Annotated in this window: 13 protein-coding genes and 2 pseudogenes; 5 read left to right on the top strand and 10 right to left on the bottom strand. The window is 68.1% G+C overall.

Translation table 11 applies throughout. The annotated features are described in order from the left end of the window. Positions 1–77 precede the first annotated feature (77 nt). Together AB0959_RS38655 and AB0959_RS38650 are read right to left on the bottom strand one after the other, a co-directional pair. Positions 78–377: a barstar family protein gene (locus AB0959_RS38655; protein ID WP_366831454.1), complete on the bottom strand. Its 300-nt coding sequence runs from the start codon at positions 375–377 to the stop codon at positions 78–80. Positions 378–529: 152 nt separating this feature from the next. Beyond that, positions 530–712: a hypothetical protein gene (locus tag AB0959_RS38650; protein WP_366831448.1), complete on the bottom strand. Its 183-nt coding sequence runs from the start codon at positions 710–712 to the stop codon at positions 530–532. Between the two features lie 232 nt (positions 713–944). Here AB0959_RS38650 and AB0959_RS38645 point away from each other — a divergent pair, with 232 nt between their 5' ends. Then, entirely contained in the window at positions 945–1,325 is a 381-nt protein-coding gene (locus AB0959_RS38645) for a nuclear transport factor 2 family protein (RefSeq protein WP_366831447.1), read from the top strand. Positions 1,326–1,378: 53 nt separating this feature from the next. Here the strand turns inward: AB0959_RS38645 and AB0959_RS38640 are convergent, their stop codons facing one another. Beyond that, positions 1,379–2,548: a histidine kinase gene (locus AB0959_RS38640; protein ID WP_366831446.1), complete on the bottom strand. Its 1,170-nt coding sequence runs from the start codon at positions 2,546–2,548 to the stop codon at positions 1,379–1,381. Positions 2,549–3,170: 622 nt separating this feature from the next. Between AB0959_RS38640 and AB0959_RS38635 the strand changes: the two genes are divergently transcribed. Next, complete coding sequence (locus AB0959_RS38635) at positions 3,171–4,100, top strand: alpha/beta hydrolase fold domain-containing protein (protein ID WP_366831445.1); 930 nt, start codon at positions 3,171–3,173, stop codon at positions 4,098–4,100. A 79-nt stretch (positions 4,101–4,179) separates the two neighbouring features. Here the strand turns inward: AB0959_RS38635 and AB0959_RS38630 are convergent, their stop codons facing one another. The 4 genes from AB0959_RS38630 to AB0959_RS38615 all read right to left on the bottom strand — a co-directional run bounded on the left by AB0959_RS38630 (position 4,180) and on the right by AB0959_RS38615 (position 9,956). Beyond that, positions 4,180–5,403: an AI-2E family transporter gene (locus AB0959_RS38630; RefSeq protein ID WP_366831444.1), complete on the bottom strand. Its 1,224-nt coding sequence runs from the start codon at positions 5,401–5,403 to the stop codon at positions 4,180–4,182. A gap of 183 nt (positions 5,404–5,586) precedes the next feature. Next, positions 5,587–6,243 (bottom strand): response regulator transcription factor, encoded by a 657-nt coding sequence (locus tag AB0959_RS38625; protein ID WP_366831443.1) that lies wholly within the window; start codon positions 6,241–6,243, stop codon positions 5,587–5,589. Beyond that, a complete protein-coding gene (locus AB0959_RS38620) occupies positions 6,240–7,562 on the bottom strand; it encodes a histidine kinase (protein WP_366831442.1) in 1,323 nt (440 codons plus the stop codon). Before AB0959_RS38620 ends, AB0959_RS38625 begins: the two co-directional genes overlap by 4 nt. A 135-nt stretch (positions 7,563–7,697) precedes the next feature. Next, a complete protein-coding gene (locus AB0959_RS38615) occupies positions 7,698–9,956 on the bottom strand; it encodes an MMPL family transporter (protein ID WP_366831441.1) in 2,259 nt (752 codons plus the stop codon). 444 nt (positions 9,957–10,400) lie between these two features. Here AB0959_RS38615 and AB0959_RS38610 point away from each other — a divergent pair. The 3 genes and pseudogenes from AB0959_RS38610 to AB0959_RS38600 form a co-directional block, all read left to right on the top strand. Further along, a pseudogene (locus AB0959_RS38610) lies at positions 10,401–10,517 on the top strand (3-ketoacyl-ACP reductase); the annotation flags it as partial. A gap of 25 nt (positions 10,518–10,542) precedes the next feature. Continuing rightward, on the top strand, positions 10,543–10,818 hold the full coding sequence (locus AB0959_RS38605) for a zinc-binding dehydrogenase (RefSeq protein WP_366831440.1): 276 nt from the start codon (positions 10,543–10,545) through the stop codon (positions 10,816–10,818). A 10-nt stretch (positions 10,819–10,828) separates the two neighbouring features. After that, a complete protein-coding gene (locus AB0959_RS38600; protein WP_366831439.1) occupies positions 10,829–11,065 on the top strand; it encodes a hypothetical protein in 237 nt (78 codons plus the stop codon). Between the two features lie 5 nt (positions 11,066–11,070). Here AB0959_RS38600 and AB0959_RS38595 read toward each other — a convergent pair. From AB0959_RS38595 to AB0959_RS38585, 3 genes and pseudogenes are all read right to left on the bottom strand, one after another. Beyond that, positions 11,071–11,995: pseudogene (locus AB0959_RS38595) on the bottom strand (NADP-dependent oxidoreductase). 93 nt (positions 11,996–12,088) lie between these two features. Further along, a complete protein-coding gene (locus AB0959_RS38590; RefSeq protein WP_366831438.1) occupies positions 12,089–13,687 on the bottom strand; it encodes a GMC family oxidoreductase N-terminal domain-containing protein in 1,599 nt (532 codons plus the stop codon). Between the two features lie 524 nt (positions 13,688–14,211). Beyond that, the gene (locus AB0959_RS38585; RefSeq protein WP_366831437.1) at positions 14,212–14,952 is read right to left on the bottom strand and encodes an SDR family oxidoreductase; all 741 of its coding nucleotides are present in this window, start codon (positions 14,950–14,952) and stop codon (positions 14,212–14,214) included. Positions 14,953–14,992: the final 40 nt, after the last annotated feature.

The raw sequence follows: 14,992 nt of genomic DNA, 5'->3' as shown, positions 1-14,992 counted from the left end.
CGGACGACGAGCACTCACACCTTGCCTAACGACCGCCCACACCAGCCGTCACAAAATCATCCCTAACTACCAACTACTCAGATCAGATGCTCTCTAAGGCAGACGACGTCTTCGTCACCGAGTCCGGCACCGCCCCCGGACCACGGCGCCCCGGACGGGGGAGATAGGTCCGCGCACGCGTCGTGGCGTCGCGCAGCAGTCGACGAACGCCCGCGGTCCGTCGTCGTACACGACTGTCTCCCGGGCCGATGGTCCGGCGTCGCCGTCGATGCAGGTGAGGATGCGTCCCAGTTGCGGCCGAAGTAGTCCGGGAACTCCAGCGCCGCGGCCCATTCAGTGAACATGCTCCGGCTGGTGCGGCAGTGGGATCCATGCACCTGCCTGCGCGTCGGGATCCCGGCTTCCGCCCCGGTCAGCGGACGGATCCAGGCGGTCGTTCCGGTCAAGGTGAACCTCTCCTTCTCGGAGTTGGGGTGGTGGGTCGGAGGTGTCGCGTCCGCCCCACCACGCCTATGAGCGGCCCCTACGCCTAGAGCTGACCGATGTAGTACGAGGCGTAGTGGCCGTAGGTGACAAACGTGTCACCGGTGTTGACGATGCGCCGCGCGTTGCGCGCGGTCCCGGGAGCGGTGTACGAGTCCATGTCGTACTCCACGAAGGGTGCCGAGTACGTGACGCCCCCTGCCTCCCCGCAGGCCGTCGCCTCCACCACTGGCTGAGAACAGCACCCGTCGTCAACTCGGCGCCGGGCTCAACACCACCGGCGTGCTTCGATGGCCCGGTGAACAACTGACCCGCCGCTTCCCCCACGCACCCCTCGTACGCGTCAACCCCGCCCATCCCGATACCCCCGCCGACTTCGCCGGACTCTGCCCGTCCCGGTCGGGGCCGACCACCTACTCGACGCACTCACCGCACCTGACACCCGACCCCGCGGAGGCACCATGAGCAACCCGGAGACCAACAAGGCCACGGCCAAGGCGTTCTACGACCTGATGTTCAACCAGTGCCGCCCCGCCGAGGCCATCGACCGGTACTCCGGCGACACCTACATCCAGCACAACCCCCACGTCGGCGACGGCAAACAGGCCTTCATCGACTACTTCGAGCGCATGGCCGCCGAGTACCCGGGCAAGCGGGTGGAGGTCAAGCGCGCCTTCGCCGAGGGCGACCACGTGATCCTGCACTGCCACCAGACCTGGCCCGCCGAGGAGTACGCCGGCATCGACATCTTCCGTTTCGACGCGGTCGGCAAGATCGTCGAACACTGGGACGTCCTCCAGCTCATTCCACCAACCTCCAAGAACGACAACACCATGTTCTGACCACCCAAACCGACCGAGGCACAAGGACATCAGGCGCTCGTGCCGCCCAAGCATCATGCCTGGTGTGCGTCCAGGCCCGCCTTCACCGGCGGCGTCGGAAGCAGAACGGCGCGAACGCTCCAGCCGCCGGCGGAGTTCGGACCGGCGGCGACCGTCCCCTGGTAGAGCGCAGCGCGTTCACGCATGCCGAGAAGCCCATGCCCACCGCCTTCCCGGGAATGATCCCGTTCCGTGGCGGGTGGACCCGTGTCCTCGACGGTGACGTGTACGGCATCCTGCTCCGCGATCAAGGAGACACGGACCGAGGTGTGGGAGGCGGCATATTTAAGGGTGTTCGTCAGAGCTTCCTGGACTATGCGGTACAGGGTGAGTTGCAGTCCTGCGGGCAGGGCGGTGAGGTCACCGGCCGTATGGAGTTCGGCGTCGGGACCGGCCGCACGGATCCGTTCCAGCAGAGCGTCGAGATCGCCGACACCCGGCTGGGGGCGGAAGGGCGTCTCATGAGGTCCCTCCTCGCGAATCCCGGTGAGGAGCCGACGCAGGTCGGCCAGGGCGCCGCGCCCGCTGTCCGCGATGATCCGCAGGGTTTCCGCGCTCTGCTTCGGCCTGGTCTCGGCCAGCCCCGCCGCACCGTCGGCCAGACCGACCACGACGGCGAGGGTGTGGCCGAGGATGTCGTGCATCTCCCGGGAGATGCGTGCCCGCTCCTTGGCCTCTGCGAGGCGGGCCCGCTGGTCGCGCTCCACCTCCAGGCGCACCGCTTGGTCCTCCAGGGCCGTGATGTACGAGCGCGCCACCCTGCCGGCCAGCCCCAGGCCGGCGATGGCGAGGATGCAGAGCACTAGGTCGGTGGTCACCGCCAGGGGGCTGTCGATCCGTTCGATCCGCCTGTCCGGTGCGAACGTCATGATCGTCACGATGGTCTGGGGAATGGTGATTGAGACGGCGACGGCCAACTGGGCCGGCGGTGCGAACCGGGCGAGGTTATACAAAATGATCAGTTGCGCGAGAAAATGAGCGTAGGTGAGAACTCCGGAAACAGCCTCCGCCGTGGAGAAGACCGTGATGACGGCGAAGACCGGAAGGGGATGACGATCCCGCGCGAGCAGCGGGACGGTGAACCCGATCAGCACGATGAGAGCGACCGGGAAACCCGGATCGGTCGCGGCGGCGCTGTCCAGAAGCCCCGGGACGCCGAGAGCCGCGCACACCAGTGGTGCCACCCACTGCCTGACCCGCGGGTGCTCTTGGCTGGCCCGCTGTATCGATATCAGCCAGGCCAGCAATCGCACGACTGTGCGATGCTCCGGGCCTCCCAGAACGCTGCTGGGTTCCACCGGGCGGACCCTCGAGGAGGTGGTGGTCACTGGATGCGTCTCCAGGGGTGCATGCGGACCGTCCGCTAGCCCTGAGCGGGAAAGGCCGGCGGACGGTGGCTGACAGGGAGCGGCTCACGCCCGCGATCCGTTCTCGTCGCGGAAGAAGTGTGGAGGGGTCATCACACGGCCCACACTTCACGTTAAAGGCGTCGCCTCGACAACGTGCGGCACTGGAGAACCCAAATCCAGGAGGACGGCTACTACCACGGTAGTGCTCGCCTTCCTCCGAAGGGACACACTCCGAGCACCGTAGCTCCCACCTGTCCTTCCGGAGGGGGCGGCTCCTCCTCAAGTACCAGTCGGCTCCGTCGTTTTCGCTTCTTCGGTGCGCTGTTCGTCCCGTACGGGATCACTAGCCTGGACACGCCACAGGGCACCGCGGGCGGGCCGGCAGAGCAGGGCGTTGCGCGAGTGACCGCCTCTCGAGCGGCGAGCCCGGCGCACCATCCCATCGAACGGAGCTGTCATGTCCTTCCTGGCCCGGCCGGCGCTGGCCTCCCCCGCCGCCAAAGTGATGCAGCGTCTGAACGCCCTGCTGGTGGACCGACACGCTGCGTCCTCCCTGCACAAGCGTTATCCGGAGTACCCCCGGAACACACACGAGCTGACCATCCCGACCTCCGTCGCCCCGGCCCGCGCTGTCGTGTACGTCCCCGACCGTCCCGCCGGCGGGCCTTTGCCGCCGGTCCACGTGAACTTCCACGGTGGGGGCTTCGTCCTGCCGCCGGTGGAGCTGGACGATCCGCTGTGTCGTTTCCTCGCGGCCGAGGCGGGTGCGGTGGTGGTGAACGTGGACTACGTCGTCGCGCCGCAGCATCCCTTTCCCGCGCCGCCTCGCCAGGCGTACGAGGTCGTCGAGTGGGTCGCCGGAAACGGCGCCGAAAACGGCTGGGACGGCAGCCTCCTCACGGTGGGAGGCCAGAGCGCCGGCGGGGCCCTCGCAGCGGCAGTGGCCCGTCAGGCACTGGAAAAGGGAGGCCCCTCCATCGCTCTCCAGATCCTGCACTATCCCCCTCTGGACCTCGTCACCCACGCCAGGGACAAGCACTCGGTCATCGCCAAGCCGTTGCTGCGCCCGTGGATGGCGGACATCTTCGACACCTCCTACGTGCCGGACCCGACGTTGCGCGGCGACCCTCTGGTCTCTCCCGCCCATCCGTCCGACACCGCCGACCTGACCGGCATCGCCCCCGCCTTCGTCATCACGCCGGAACACGACCTCCTGCGGGCCGAAGGCACTCGCTACGCCGAGCGACTGCGCGGCGTCAGGGCGCTCTACGACCACCTCGACGTGTCGGGTGCCGACCATGGCTACGACCAGAACGACGCCGAGACAGCCAGAGGCGTCTACGGTCTGATGGCCCAGCACATGTGTCAGGCCGTGTACCCCGACTGATCGCGTACCGCCCGACCGTAATCCACGAGTGGGGTATCAGCCGACTGCTCCTGGCTGGTACCCCACTCATGTGCGTGGGTCAGGCTCCGGACACCGTTCCCTTGGGTTTGCTGGGCAGACGCGATGGCATTCCCATGGCCGCGACGCCCAGTCGCCGAGACCGACGTCCCGGGCGTCGCGGCGGCTCGTCCTCACCTGAACGGGAGTCGTCGACGGCCTCGGTCTCGTGCGCCTCGGCAGCAGTCGGTGTCTCCTCGTACCGGCTTCGCAGCTCCGACAGCACCCCGAACACCGCCGCGGTCATGGGCACGGACAGGAGCATGCCGAGGACTCCGGCGACCGAGGCGCCGGCGGTGATTGCCACCAGGATCACCGCGGGGTGCATCTGCAGGGTGCGGCTCTGGATCATCGGCTGCAGCACATTGCCCTCGATGAGCTGCACGGCGAAGACGACGCCCAGGACCCACAGCGCGGTCCCGAGACCACCGTCGGCGAAGGCGACCAGGACCGCGACCGCGCCGGACAGGAGCGCGCCCAGGTACGGGATGTACGCACCGATGAACACCAGCGCCCCGAGCCCGACCGCGCCCGGTACGTCCAGGACGAGCAGACTGATGGTGATGCAGACGGCGTCGATGAAGGCGACGATCGTTGTGCCGCGCATGAAGCCCTCGATCGCCTGAAAGGCGCGACGGGCCATCACCTCGAGCGTCCCACCAGAGCCCCGGGGTGCGAGCGAGTGCAGTGCGGCGACGGCCCGGTCGGAGTCACGCAGGAAGAAGAACATGAGCAGGATTGCAAGTGTGCCCGTCGCGGCCAATTCGACGACCACGCTCACGCCGCTCAAGAGGCCGTTGACGGCGGTGCCGCCGAACTTCGACAGCAGGTCCTTCGCGTTCGCGGCGAGATCGTCCAGGGATGTCCCCGCCAGACCGAATCGCTCCTCGATCGACGCGGCCGCGTCGCGCAGGGAGGAGATGATCTGGTCACCGGTGTCGATGAGAGCGGTCACCACGATGTACGCCACCCCGCCCATGACCACGACGACGGCAGCACAGGTGAGCCCGGCGGCGAGGGACTTGTTGATCCTCATCGCGATCAGTCGGCGATAGAGCGGGCCGAGCAAGGCCGAGCCGAGCAGCGCGAGCAGAACAGGCGTCACGACGGTCTCGAACGCGACACAGAACCACACCGTCACGGAGACAACACCGCTGACGAGGAGGATCAGCGCGCTCCCCACGGCCAGGCGCCGTGCGATCCCGGGGAGTGGGTCATGCCGGTCGGGCCATGCCCGTATGTTCATAGACGTGCCCGTGCTCCTGATCACCGGACGCGCTCGGTGTACTGGTCTCCGCCGTCGGCTGCGCCCTGCTCCGGGAGAGACCCTTCGGGGCTCCCCTGTGTGCATGCTCACTCTGTTCTCCGTTCGCGCAGGGCCGGATCACAGCCCTTTTTCTGACTTCGTGAACCACACCGCGCCGGTTGCTCATGCCGGTCGTGCGAGCCCCACGTCGTAGGCGAAAATGACCGCTTGGACCCGGTCTCGGGCGCCGATCTTGGCCAAGATGCGGCTGACGTGGGACTTGACGGTGGTCTCGGCCAGGTGCAGGTGTTCGGCGACCTCGGCGTTGCTGCAGCCGGTGGCGACCGCGGTGAGAACCTCGATCTCGCGTTCGGTGAGGGCTTCGAGCTGTCGCGCCTGCTCGGGGGTGTGGCCGGGCAGGCGCGTGGTGAAGGCGTCGATGAGTTTGCGGGTCAGCCCGGGTGAGATGACGGCGTCCCCGGCCGCGACCGCGCGGATGCCGGCAAGGAGTTCTTCGGGCAGGGCGTCCTTGAGGAGGAAGCCGCTGGCTCCCGCGCGCAGGGCGTCGTAGGCGTATTCGTCCAGGTCGAAGGTGGTCATGACGAGAACGCGGGAGCGGCCGCCGGAGGTGACGATGCGTCGGGTCGCCTCGATGCCGTCCATGCCGGGCATGCGCACGTCCATCAGGACGACGTCCGGGTGGAGTTCGGCCGTCATACGTACCGCTTCGGCGCCGTGCGTGGCCTCGCCGACGACGGTCAGGTCGGGGTGCTGTTCCATGAGCATGCTGAAGCCGAGGCGTTGCAGGGCCTGGTCGTCGACGATGAGGACAGTGGTCATGCGGTGTGCTTCTCCGTAGGCGTAGGCGTGTTGGTGGGTGGGACGAGGTGCAGTTCCGCTCGGACGCTCCAGCCGCCCCGGGAGTTCGGGCCGGCGGTCACGGTCCCCTGGTAGAGCAAGGCGCGCTCGCGCATACCGAGGAGCCCCTGTCCCCCGTCGCCGGGGGGGCGCTTGCCCGGCGTACGTGGGGGGCCGCTGTCCTCGACAGCGACACGTACCGCGTGGTGGGTCGCCACGACGGTCACGTCGATCGTCGTGGCAAGGGCCGCGTGTTTGAGGGTGTTGGTCAGGGCTTCTTGAACAATGCGGTAGACGGTGAGTTGGAGTCCGGCGGGGAGAGCGGCGAGATCCCCTTCGGTATGCAGGGTCACGGTGGGGCCGGCGGCCCGGACCCTTTCCAAGAGTGCGTCGAGGTCGGTCAGGCCGGGCTGGGGTGCCAGCCGGGAGTCGCAAGACGACGCGGAGCCGTTCTTGCGGAGGGTGCCGAGGAGCCGGCGCAGATCCGCAAGGGCACCACGCCCGCTGTCGGCGATGATCTGCAGTGTCTCGGCGCCTCGTTTGGGTGAGGCCTCGGCCAACCCGGCCGCCCCGTCGGCGAGACCGACCATGACAGCGAGGGTGTGGCCGAGGATGTCGTGCATCTCCCGGGAGACGCGAGCCCGCTCCGCCGCTGCTGCGAGCCGGGCCCGCTGGTCACGCTCCACCTCCAGACTCACCGCCCGGTCCTGCAGAGCGGTGATGTACAGGCGCGCCACCCGGCCGCCCAGCCCCAGTCCCGCCATCGCGAGCATGCATAGCGTCAGCATGACGGCCAGTGCCAGAGCGGTAGTGATGCGCTTGAGCTGTACGTCGGAGGAGAAGGCGAGGATCGTGATCAACGTCTGGGGTACGGCGACCGACACGGCCCCGGCCAGAGCGAGAGGGGCAGCGAAGCGGGCCAGGTTGTACAGCATGATCAGCTGGGCGAGGAAGTGCGCGTGGGTCAGCACCCCACAGGCGGCCTCCGCCACGGAGAATCCCGTGACGATCGTGAACACCAGAACAGGACGGCTCTGGCGCCACAGCAGTGGGACGGTGATTCCGGCCAGCAGGCCCAGTGAGACTGGGAGCGCGGGTCCGGGGCCGGAGTATTCCATCAGGGGCTGGAGGCCGAGCGCGGCGCACAGGGCCGGCATGCCCCACCTTCTGACATGGGGATGTGCCTGATCCGCCCGGCCCAGGGAGGCCAGCAGAGTCAGGACCCGGATCACCGTGCGGTCCTCCGAGCTGCCCAGCAGGGCACCGAATTCGGCCGGGGAGTTCTTCGATGCTGAGGTCACGGCGGCTGTCTCCGAGATACCGGCGGACCGTCCGTCGGCCCTTGGGGGGAGTAAGGGCCGACGGACGGCGACTGAAGGGGCGGCTCCCACTGCCGTGGGATCACATGCGCCGGGCCACTGTAAGCGGAGCGGTGGTCAGTCCCGGGCCCGGCGGGCGAGCTCGAGCCTCCTGTCCTGAGCGCCTCCCGGCCTGGCTTCCCCACCCGGCCCTGTCGTGTCGGTCGGCCCGTCCAGGACGTGCCGCAACTTCTCGCCCTCGACATCCACGTTGGGCAGGATCCGGTCCAGCCACTGAGGCAGTGCCCAGGCCTGGCGGCCCAGTAGGGCCATGGCGGCAGGCACGATCGTCATGCGGACCACGAAGGCGTCGAAGAGGACAGCCGATGCGAGTCCCAGACCGATCGACTTGATCAGTGCGGCGTCGGCGAGCAGGAAGCCGGCGAAGACGGAGATCATGATGATCGCCGCGGCCGTCACCACACGGGCACCGTGCCGGAAGCCGGCGACCACCGCCTCGGTGGGCTCGGCACCGTGGACGTACTCCTCGCGCATCCGGGTGACGAGGAAGACCTGGTAGTCCATGGCGAGGCCGAAGACCACGCCGATCATGAAGATCGGCATCACGCTCACGATGGGCGCGGTGGTGTCGACGCCGAAGACGTCCTTGAGCCAGCCCCACTGGAAGACCGCGACCAGCACGCCCAGGGTCGCCACCACGCTGAGCAGGAAGCCCAGCGTGGCCTTCAGGGGCACCAGGACCGACCGGAACACGAGCAGCAGCAGGAGCAGCGCCAGACCGACGACTACCAGGAGGTAGGGCACAAGGGCGGCGCCGAGCTTGTCGGAGACGTCGATGTTCAAGGCCGTCGTACCGGTGACCACGACCTCCGCGTCCGAGGCCTTCAGCACGGCTGGGGCGGTGGTGTCACGGATCTCGCCGACCAGGTCCACCGTCTCCTTGCTGCTCGGGGAACTCTTCGGGACGGCGCGGATCAGTGCCACGTCACCCGATGCGTTGAACACGGCCGGGCTCACGGAGACGACGTCGGGCAGTTTGCCCAGCACGGTGACCGTCTCCTCGGCGGCCGCCTTCGGGTCCTTGCTGTCCCGGGCGTCGACGACGACCGTGAGCGGACCGTTGTAGCCCGGGCCGAATCCCTTGCTCAGCGTGTCGTAGGCAAGCCGCTGCGTGCTGCCCGCCGGAGCGGTGCTGTCGTCGGGCATGCCCAGGCGCATCGACATCGCCGGAATGGCCAGCACTCCGAGGGCGGCGACCGAGACCAGAAGCGCCCGCCACGGGCGGCGGACGACGAGCTGTGCCCACCGCACTCCCATCGACTCGCCCTCGCCGCGCTCCAGCGCCCGCATGCGCTTGGTCTTCAGGTTTCCCTTCATGATGCGCATCCCGGCGAAACCCAGTACTGCGGGCAGCAGGGTCAGCGCCACGACCACGGCCACGACGACCGCGAACGCCGCCGCCAGGCCAAGGTCGGACAGCAGACGGATGCCGACGACGCTCAGACCCGCCAGAGCGATCACCACGGTCAGGCCGGCGAAAACGACCGCTGAACCAGCCGTCCCCAGGGCCCGGCCACAGGCGTCCTCGGGTTCGTGGCCCTCCCTGATCTCACCGCGGTACCGGGAGACGATGAACAGGGCGTAGTCGATGGCGACGGCCAGGCCCAGCATCAGCGCAAGCGTCGACGCGGACGAGGTCATGTCCCAGATCGCGGTCGCAACGGTGATCGACAGGATCGCGATGACGACGCCCAGGAGGGCGGTCAGGAGCGGCAGGCCGGCGGCGAGCAGGGATCCGAAGGTGATCACCAGTGCCACGGCGGCCACCGCGAGACCGATCAGCTCACCGGCGTTGGCGCCCTCCTTCTCGTTGACGGCGTTGCCGCCCAGGCTCACCGCGAGGCCCGACTTGTGGCCCTTGTCGGCGACGGCGTGCAGGGCGTCACGCGCCTCGGCGGTGACCTCGGCCTGGGCGACCCCGTACGTCACCTGGGCGTAGGTGATGGTGCCGTCCCTGCTGATCAGACGACTCGCGTAGGGGTCACTGACGTTCGCCACCTGAGGAGCCTTCTTGAGGTCGGCGATCAGCGACTCGACCTCGCTCTTGTTGGCCCCGGACGTCAGCTTCTGCCCGCCGGGGGCCTCGAAAACGACACGGGCGGTGGCGCCGGAGGCGGATACCTGCGGGAACTCCTTGTCGAGCAGGTCCAGCGCCTTCTGCGACTGGGTGCCGGGAATGGTGAACTGGTCCGACGACTTTCCGGACACGCTCGCGGAGCCGATGCCGACGACCGCCAGAACGACGATCCACAACATCACCACGAGGCGTCGTCGCCTGAAGGCGAATCGGCCGACTCTGTAGAGGAAGGTGGCCACAGCGGTACTCCCACCTGGGAAATAACGGGACGAATCACGAGAACTGGGAGCCTGTGTGACCCCTGCCTCAAGGTAGGCGCGAAATTCTGGCTGCCCACGGCACCGGGGAAGCGAATACGCCGCTGCCGCCTCATACTCCGGTACTGGTCGCCCTCCTCCCGAAGCACACGGAGAAGTCCGGCGGGACAGCGCTCGCCCAGGCCCAGAGTCTTTGCCGCACGTGGGCGCGCAATCCGGCCGTCTTCCGGACGAAGCAATGCAGTACCCGGATACTCATTGACTCGGCCCTTTTAAGGTCCTCTGGTGGCTCGGGACTGAGCTTCGTTCGCCCTAGTCTCGGCGCATGGCCCAGAAGCACGTTCCCGGCACACCGTTCTTCGACATCACCAGGGAGCGCCCGCCCTTCACTTCACAGCACAGGGAGCCCGCGTCGTCCTTGCCGCCATCAACGGCGAGGGAGCCAAGGCAACTGCCGAGGCGAAAGCGACTGCGGGCGGCACCGCCGTCGCCTCGATCTGCGATCTCAGCGACCCGCAGGTCGTCGACCATGTCGTCAGCAGGGCCATGAACACTTTCGGCGGCATCGATGTCCTGGTCAACAACGCCGAGGTCATGGACCGGATGCATGCCGTGGGTATGGCGCCTTCCGTCCCCGAGATCGCGCTTGGAGCCGCGTACACCGTGGGCCGTGCGGTCTCGTGCACAACTCGCCTCGATGCTCACGAAGTTGCTCGCGCTCACTACCGAGGGGAGGCTCGACCCGATGCTGTCACGGACAGTTTCGCTGGACGAGGTTCCTTCAGCGCTCGTTGAGTTGTCGGGCCGCGGAGTCCGCGGCAAGATCGTCTATGCCCGGGGCTGAGCTGGCTACCATGACCGAGCAGCTCGGCCGCTGGCGCGTCGGTCCGCAGACCGAGGCATTTGACGAAGGACAGGGAAAAAGGGCAATTCTGCGTGTCGTCTACGACATGCTCGCCGACGTCGAGCGCCAGGGTGCGCGGTACGACGCGATCGCGGCTCGGCCCCGGACCCGCGTGTGTACCGCTACGGACCTGCATGGGGAATCGTCCTGGTCCGGGCATCGCTGGTTCTCACCAGCCACGAAGTGATCCGATCATACGGTCAGTGCGACCTTTCCGCGGGCCTGGCCGGATTCCACCAGCTTGTGCGCGGAACTCGCCTCGGCCAGCTTGAAGGTCGCGGTGACGTACGGGCGCAGCTGCCCCGCGTCGGCGAGTTCCGCCAGCTGCTCAAGAGCCACGTAGTCGGGCTCGACGGAGACACCAGCGAACCGCCGTCCGGATGCCCTGACCCGTGCCGCGAGTTCCCGGTCGCGGTGCTCACTGATGGTCACCAGGGTGCCGCCGGGGCGCAGCACGGCAAGTGACCGTTCTCCCTGGCTCGTGGAGTCGAAGACCATGTCGAGAGACTTCACCACTTCGGTGAAGTCGACGGCCTGGTAGTCGATGACCTCGTCGGCACCGAGCCCGCGCAGGAACTCGTGCTTGCCGGCGCTGGCTGTCGCGATCACGTGGGCACCGCGAGACTTGGCGATCTGCACCGCCAGGTGGCCGACTCCTCCGGCGGCTCGGTGGATCAGGACCCGGTCTCCCCCCCGTGATCCGTCCCGCGTCCACCAGGCCCTGCCAGGCGATGAGCCCCGCCATGGGAAGGGCGCCGGCGTGTACGTGGTCGAGTTGCGCAGGCTTGCGCGCCACCTGCCGTGAGGGGGACATGACGTACTCGGCCTACGCGCTCGCGGGCCGCGGGAAGAAGGGCATTCCGTAGACCTCGTCGCCGACATCGAAACGAGCCCCCGGCCCGGCCTCCTCGACGACACCCGACACGTCCCAGCCCAGTACGAACGGTGGGGCGCCCAGCAGTGGCACGTACCCCGCACGCACGCCGGAGTCGATCGGGTTGACTCCGGCGGCGTGCACCCGGATGAGGACGTCCCCCATCAACGGTTTCGGACGCTCGACCTCCGACACTTCCAGCACATCGGGTCCGCCAAGGGTTTTCTGGATCACTGCACGCATGGGATTCCTTCTTGGTCGGTTTCGGTGGCGGGCCGGGCAACGGGGCCCGCCACCGAAACGGTCAGCTGAAGACGAGTCCTTGGCCGTACGGGTTCATCGAGCCGAGCGCAGGAGCTCCGCCGCGCGCTCGGCGACGAACACCGTCGGGGCCATCGTGTGCCCGCGGATGATGGTCGGGAACACCGAAGCGTCGGCGACCCGCAGTCCCTGCACCCCACGCACTCGCAACTGCGGGTCGGTCACCGCGAAGGGGTCCGACGCGGCACCCATCTTCGCCGTCCCCACGGGGTGGAAGGCTGTGGAGGCATCGCTGCGGATGACGCTCTCGTACACCGCGTCCGGCGCGTCGACGGGAGGGTGGACCTGCTCCGTGTAAGGCGCCAGCGAGGGCGACTCGGTGATCTTGTGCGCCGCGCGCAGTCCTCGTACGAAGGCGGCCAGGTCCTCGGGGTGGCTGAGGTAGCGAGGGTCGATGACGGGGTGTTCGTCGGGGTCGGCGGAGGCCAGACGGATCGTGCCGCGGCTGTGCGGCTGGAGCAGGATGGCCGCGATGGTGTACCCGGTGCGGTCCTCGACGTCCCCGGTGAAGAGAGTGCCGTCGCCCAGATCCGGGTTGTACTGGAACATCAATTCGAAGTCGGGACCGGGCAGATCGGGCGTCGTGGCGATGAATCCCACGCCGTTTTGCTGCCAGTAGGCGGCCGGGCCCGTGCGGGCGGCCCGCCACTCGGCGAGCGCCGCCTCGTCCGCACGTGCCGGGTAGGAGCCCTCGACGCCGGCCTGGGCGATGCCCCGCACCGGGGCGAAGAGGTGGTCCTGGAGGTTCTCGCCGACTCCGGGGACATCGGCGATCACGTCGATGCCGTGCTCGCGCAGATGTGCGGTCGGGCCGATACCGGACAGCATCAGCAGTTGGGGAGTGTTGATCGCGCCGGCGGAGAGGACGACTTCGCGGGTGGCGGAGACCGTGTGGTCGCTTCCGTCCTTGCGGTAGACCACCCCGGTAGCCCGTGTGCCGTCGAAGACGACGCGCCGTGCGAACGCGCCGGTGACGATCGTGAGGTTCGGCCGGGAGCGGGTGGCCTCGTCGAGGTAGGCGTCCGCGATGGTCTGACGGTACCCCTCAGGGAAGATCGTCTGGTAGCGGTCCGCGGCATAGGGCGTCTCGGCGTCCACGTCACCCCGGGGCCCGTAGCCTGCCTCGGCAAAGCCCTGCAGAAGCGTGTCGGCCAGCGAGGTGGGTGACGGCAGGTCGGCCATGCGCACCGGGCCGCCACTGCCGCGCCACTCGGAGGGTCCGCGGTCGGTGTCCTCGACCTGACGGAAGACGCGGAGCGCATTCTCGAACGCCCACCCCTTGTCGCCGACAAGGCCGGCCCAGCCGTCGTAGTCGGCCTGGGACCCGCGCAGCCAGGCGCCCACGTTGATGGCGGTGGAACCTCCCATCACCTTGCCGCGGGGAGTGTAGATTTGCCGGCCGTTCAGCTCGGGCTGTGCGGTGGTCGAGTAGCTCCAGTCCGCTTCACCACCCCACAGCAGGAAGAACGCGCCCTGCGTGCGTCCCCGGTCGTCCGTGTTCTCCTGGCCTGCCTCGAGGAGAACGACGTTGACGTCAGGGTTCTCGCTCAGCCTGGCGGCGAGCACGGGCCCCGCCGCTCCGGCACCGACGATTACGTAATCCGCAGTGATCATGTGCGCTCCAGTGAGATGAGTCGTTGCCGCGCCTCGCGTAAACCTGGGATGAGGTCATGCGGCGGGAATCCGGCAGGTCAGATGCGTCCGCCAGGTGAGGACGCGCCTCGATGCGGTCTTCACGCCGCAGCGCCGGGGGGGCTCTCTGGCTAGATGTCCTTCCGGCCTGCCTCCTTGAGTCAGGCCCGTCGGGTAGGACATGTCCGTACGCGGTTTGGTCGCTGTTCTCGACGTGGTCGAGCCGACCGGCCACGGGGACGGTCTGGCGCGCCGTGGGCTCCTGTGTCCGTCGCGGCACCACACTGTGCAGACTCCGCCGTGGCCGAGGCACTTGGTCTTGGCCTCTTCATCAACCTAAGGCTCAGATCGTTGTGCGTGATTCGAGATTCCGTCTGTGCCTGGTCAGAATTCGACACGTTGCGGCCCAGGCCGCTGAGGGACCGGGCCGGTGGACGACTGCAGTTTCAGATACGAGCATCCTCTGGAGGTCCCAGGATCGCGTGGCAGCTCTCGGCGTGTGCGGGTCAGCGGAGCAGTGAGCCCCAGCCGCCGTCGATCGGAATGGCCAGCCCCGTGAGGTAGGAGGAGCGTTCCGAGGCGAGGAAGAGAGCCAGTTCGGCGACCTCCTGAGGGGCGCCACCGCGTTGCATCGCGGGCTTCTGGAGCTTTTCGGGTGCCGCCTGGACCGCGTTCTGGCCCATGTCGGTGAGGATGATGCCGGGGCAGAGCGAGTTGGCACGGATTCCCTCGGTGGCGTACTCGGTCGCCGCTGCCCGGGTCAGTGCGATGACGCCCGCCTTGGCGGCCGAGTAGACTCCGGCAGAGGCGCCGGAGGTGGCCAGGGCGGCCAGCGAGGCCCAGTTGACGATCGCTCCCCCGCCGGTGGCACGCATGGCACGGATCCCGTGCTTGGTGCCGAGGAACACGCCCTTGAGGTCCACGGCCATGATCCGGTCGTACATCTCCAGGGTCGAGTCGGTGAGCGGGGCACCGTCGGCAATGCCCGCCACATTCAGTACGGCGTCCACGCGGCCGAACTCGCGTACTGCTGTCTCGAACATCGCGACGACCTGGTCCTCCTGTGAGACGTCGCAGTGGACGGGTACGACCGCCTCACCGAGCTCCGCCGCGGTCTCCTTCTCCTTGCCGCTGATGTCGGCGGCAACCACCTTGGCGCCGTGCTGGACGAACAGCTCCGCGCAGGCCTTGGCCATGCCCGCGCCGGCTCCGGTGATCACTGCGACCTTGCCATCCATGTCGCCCATGCGGTTTCTCCTTCATCATGGTGGGGGCAGACCTGCCGAC

Origin of the sequence: Streptomyces sp. NPDC046862 (assembly GCF_040704615.1) — a bacterium.
In the GTDB taxonomy this organism is placed as follows: Bacteria; Actinomycetota; Actinomycetes; order Streptomycetales; family Streptomycetaceae; genus Streptomyces.
This window is presented reverse-complemented; position numbering and strand designations above follow the sequence as displayed.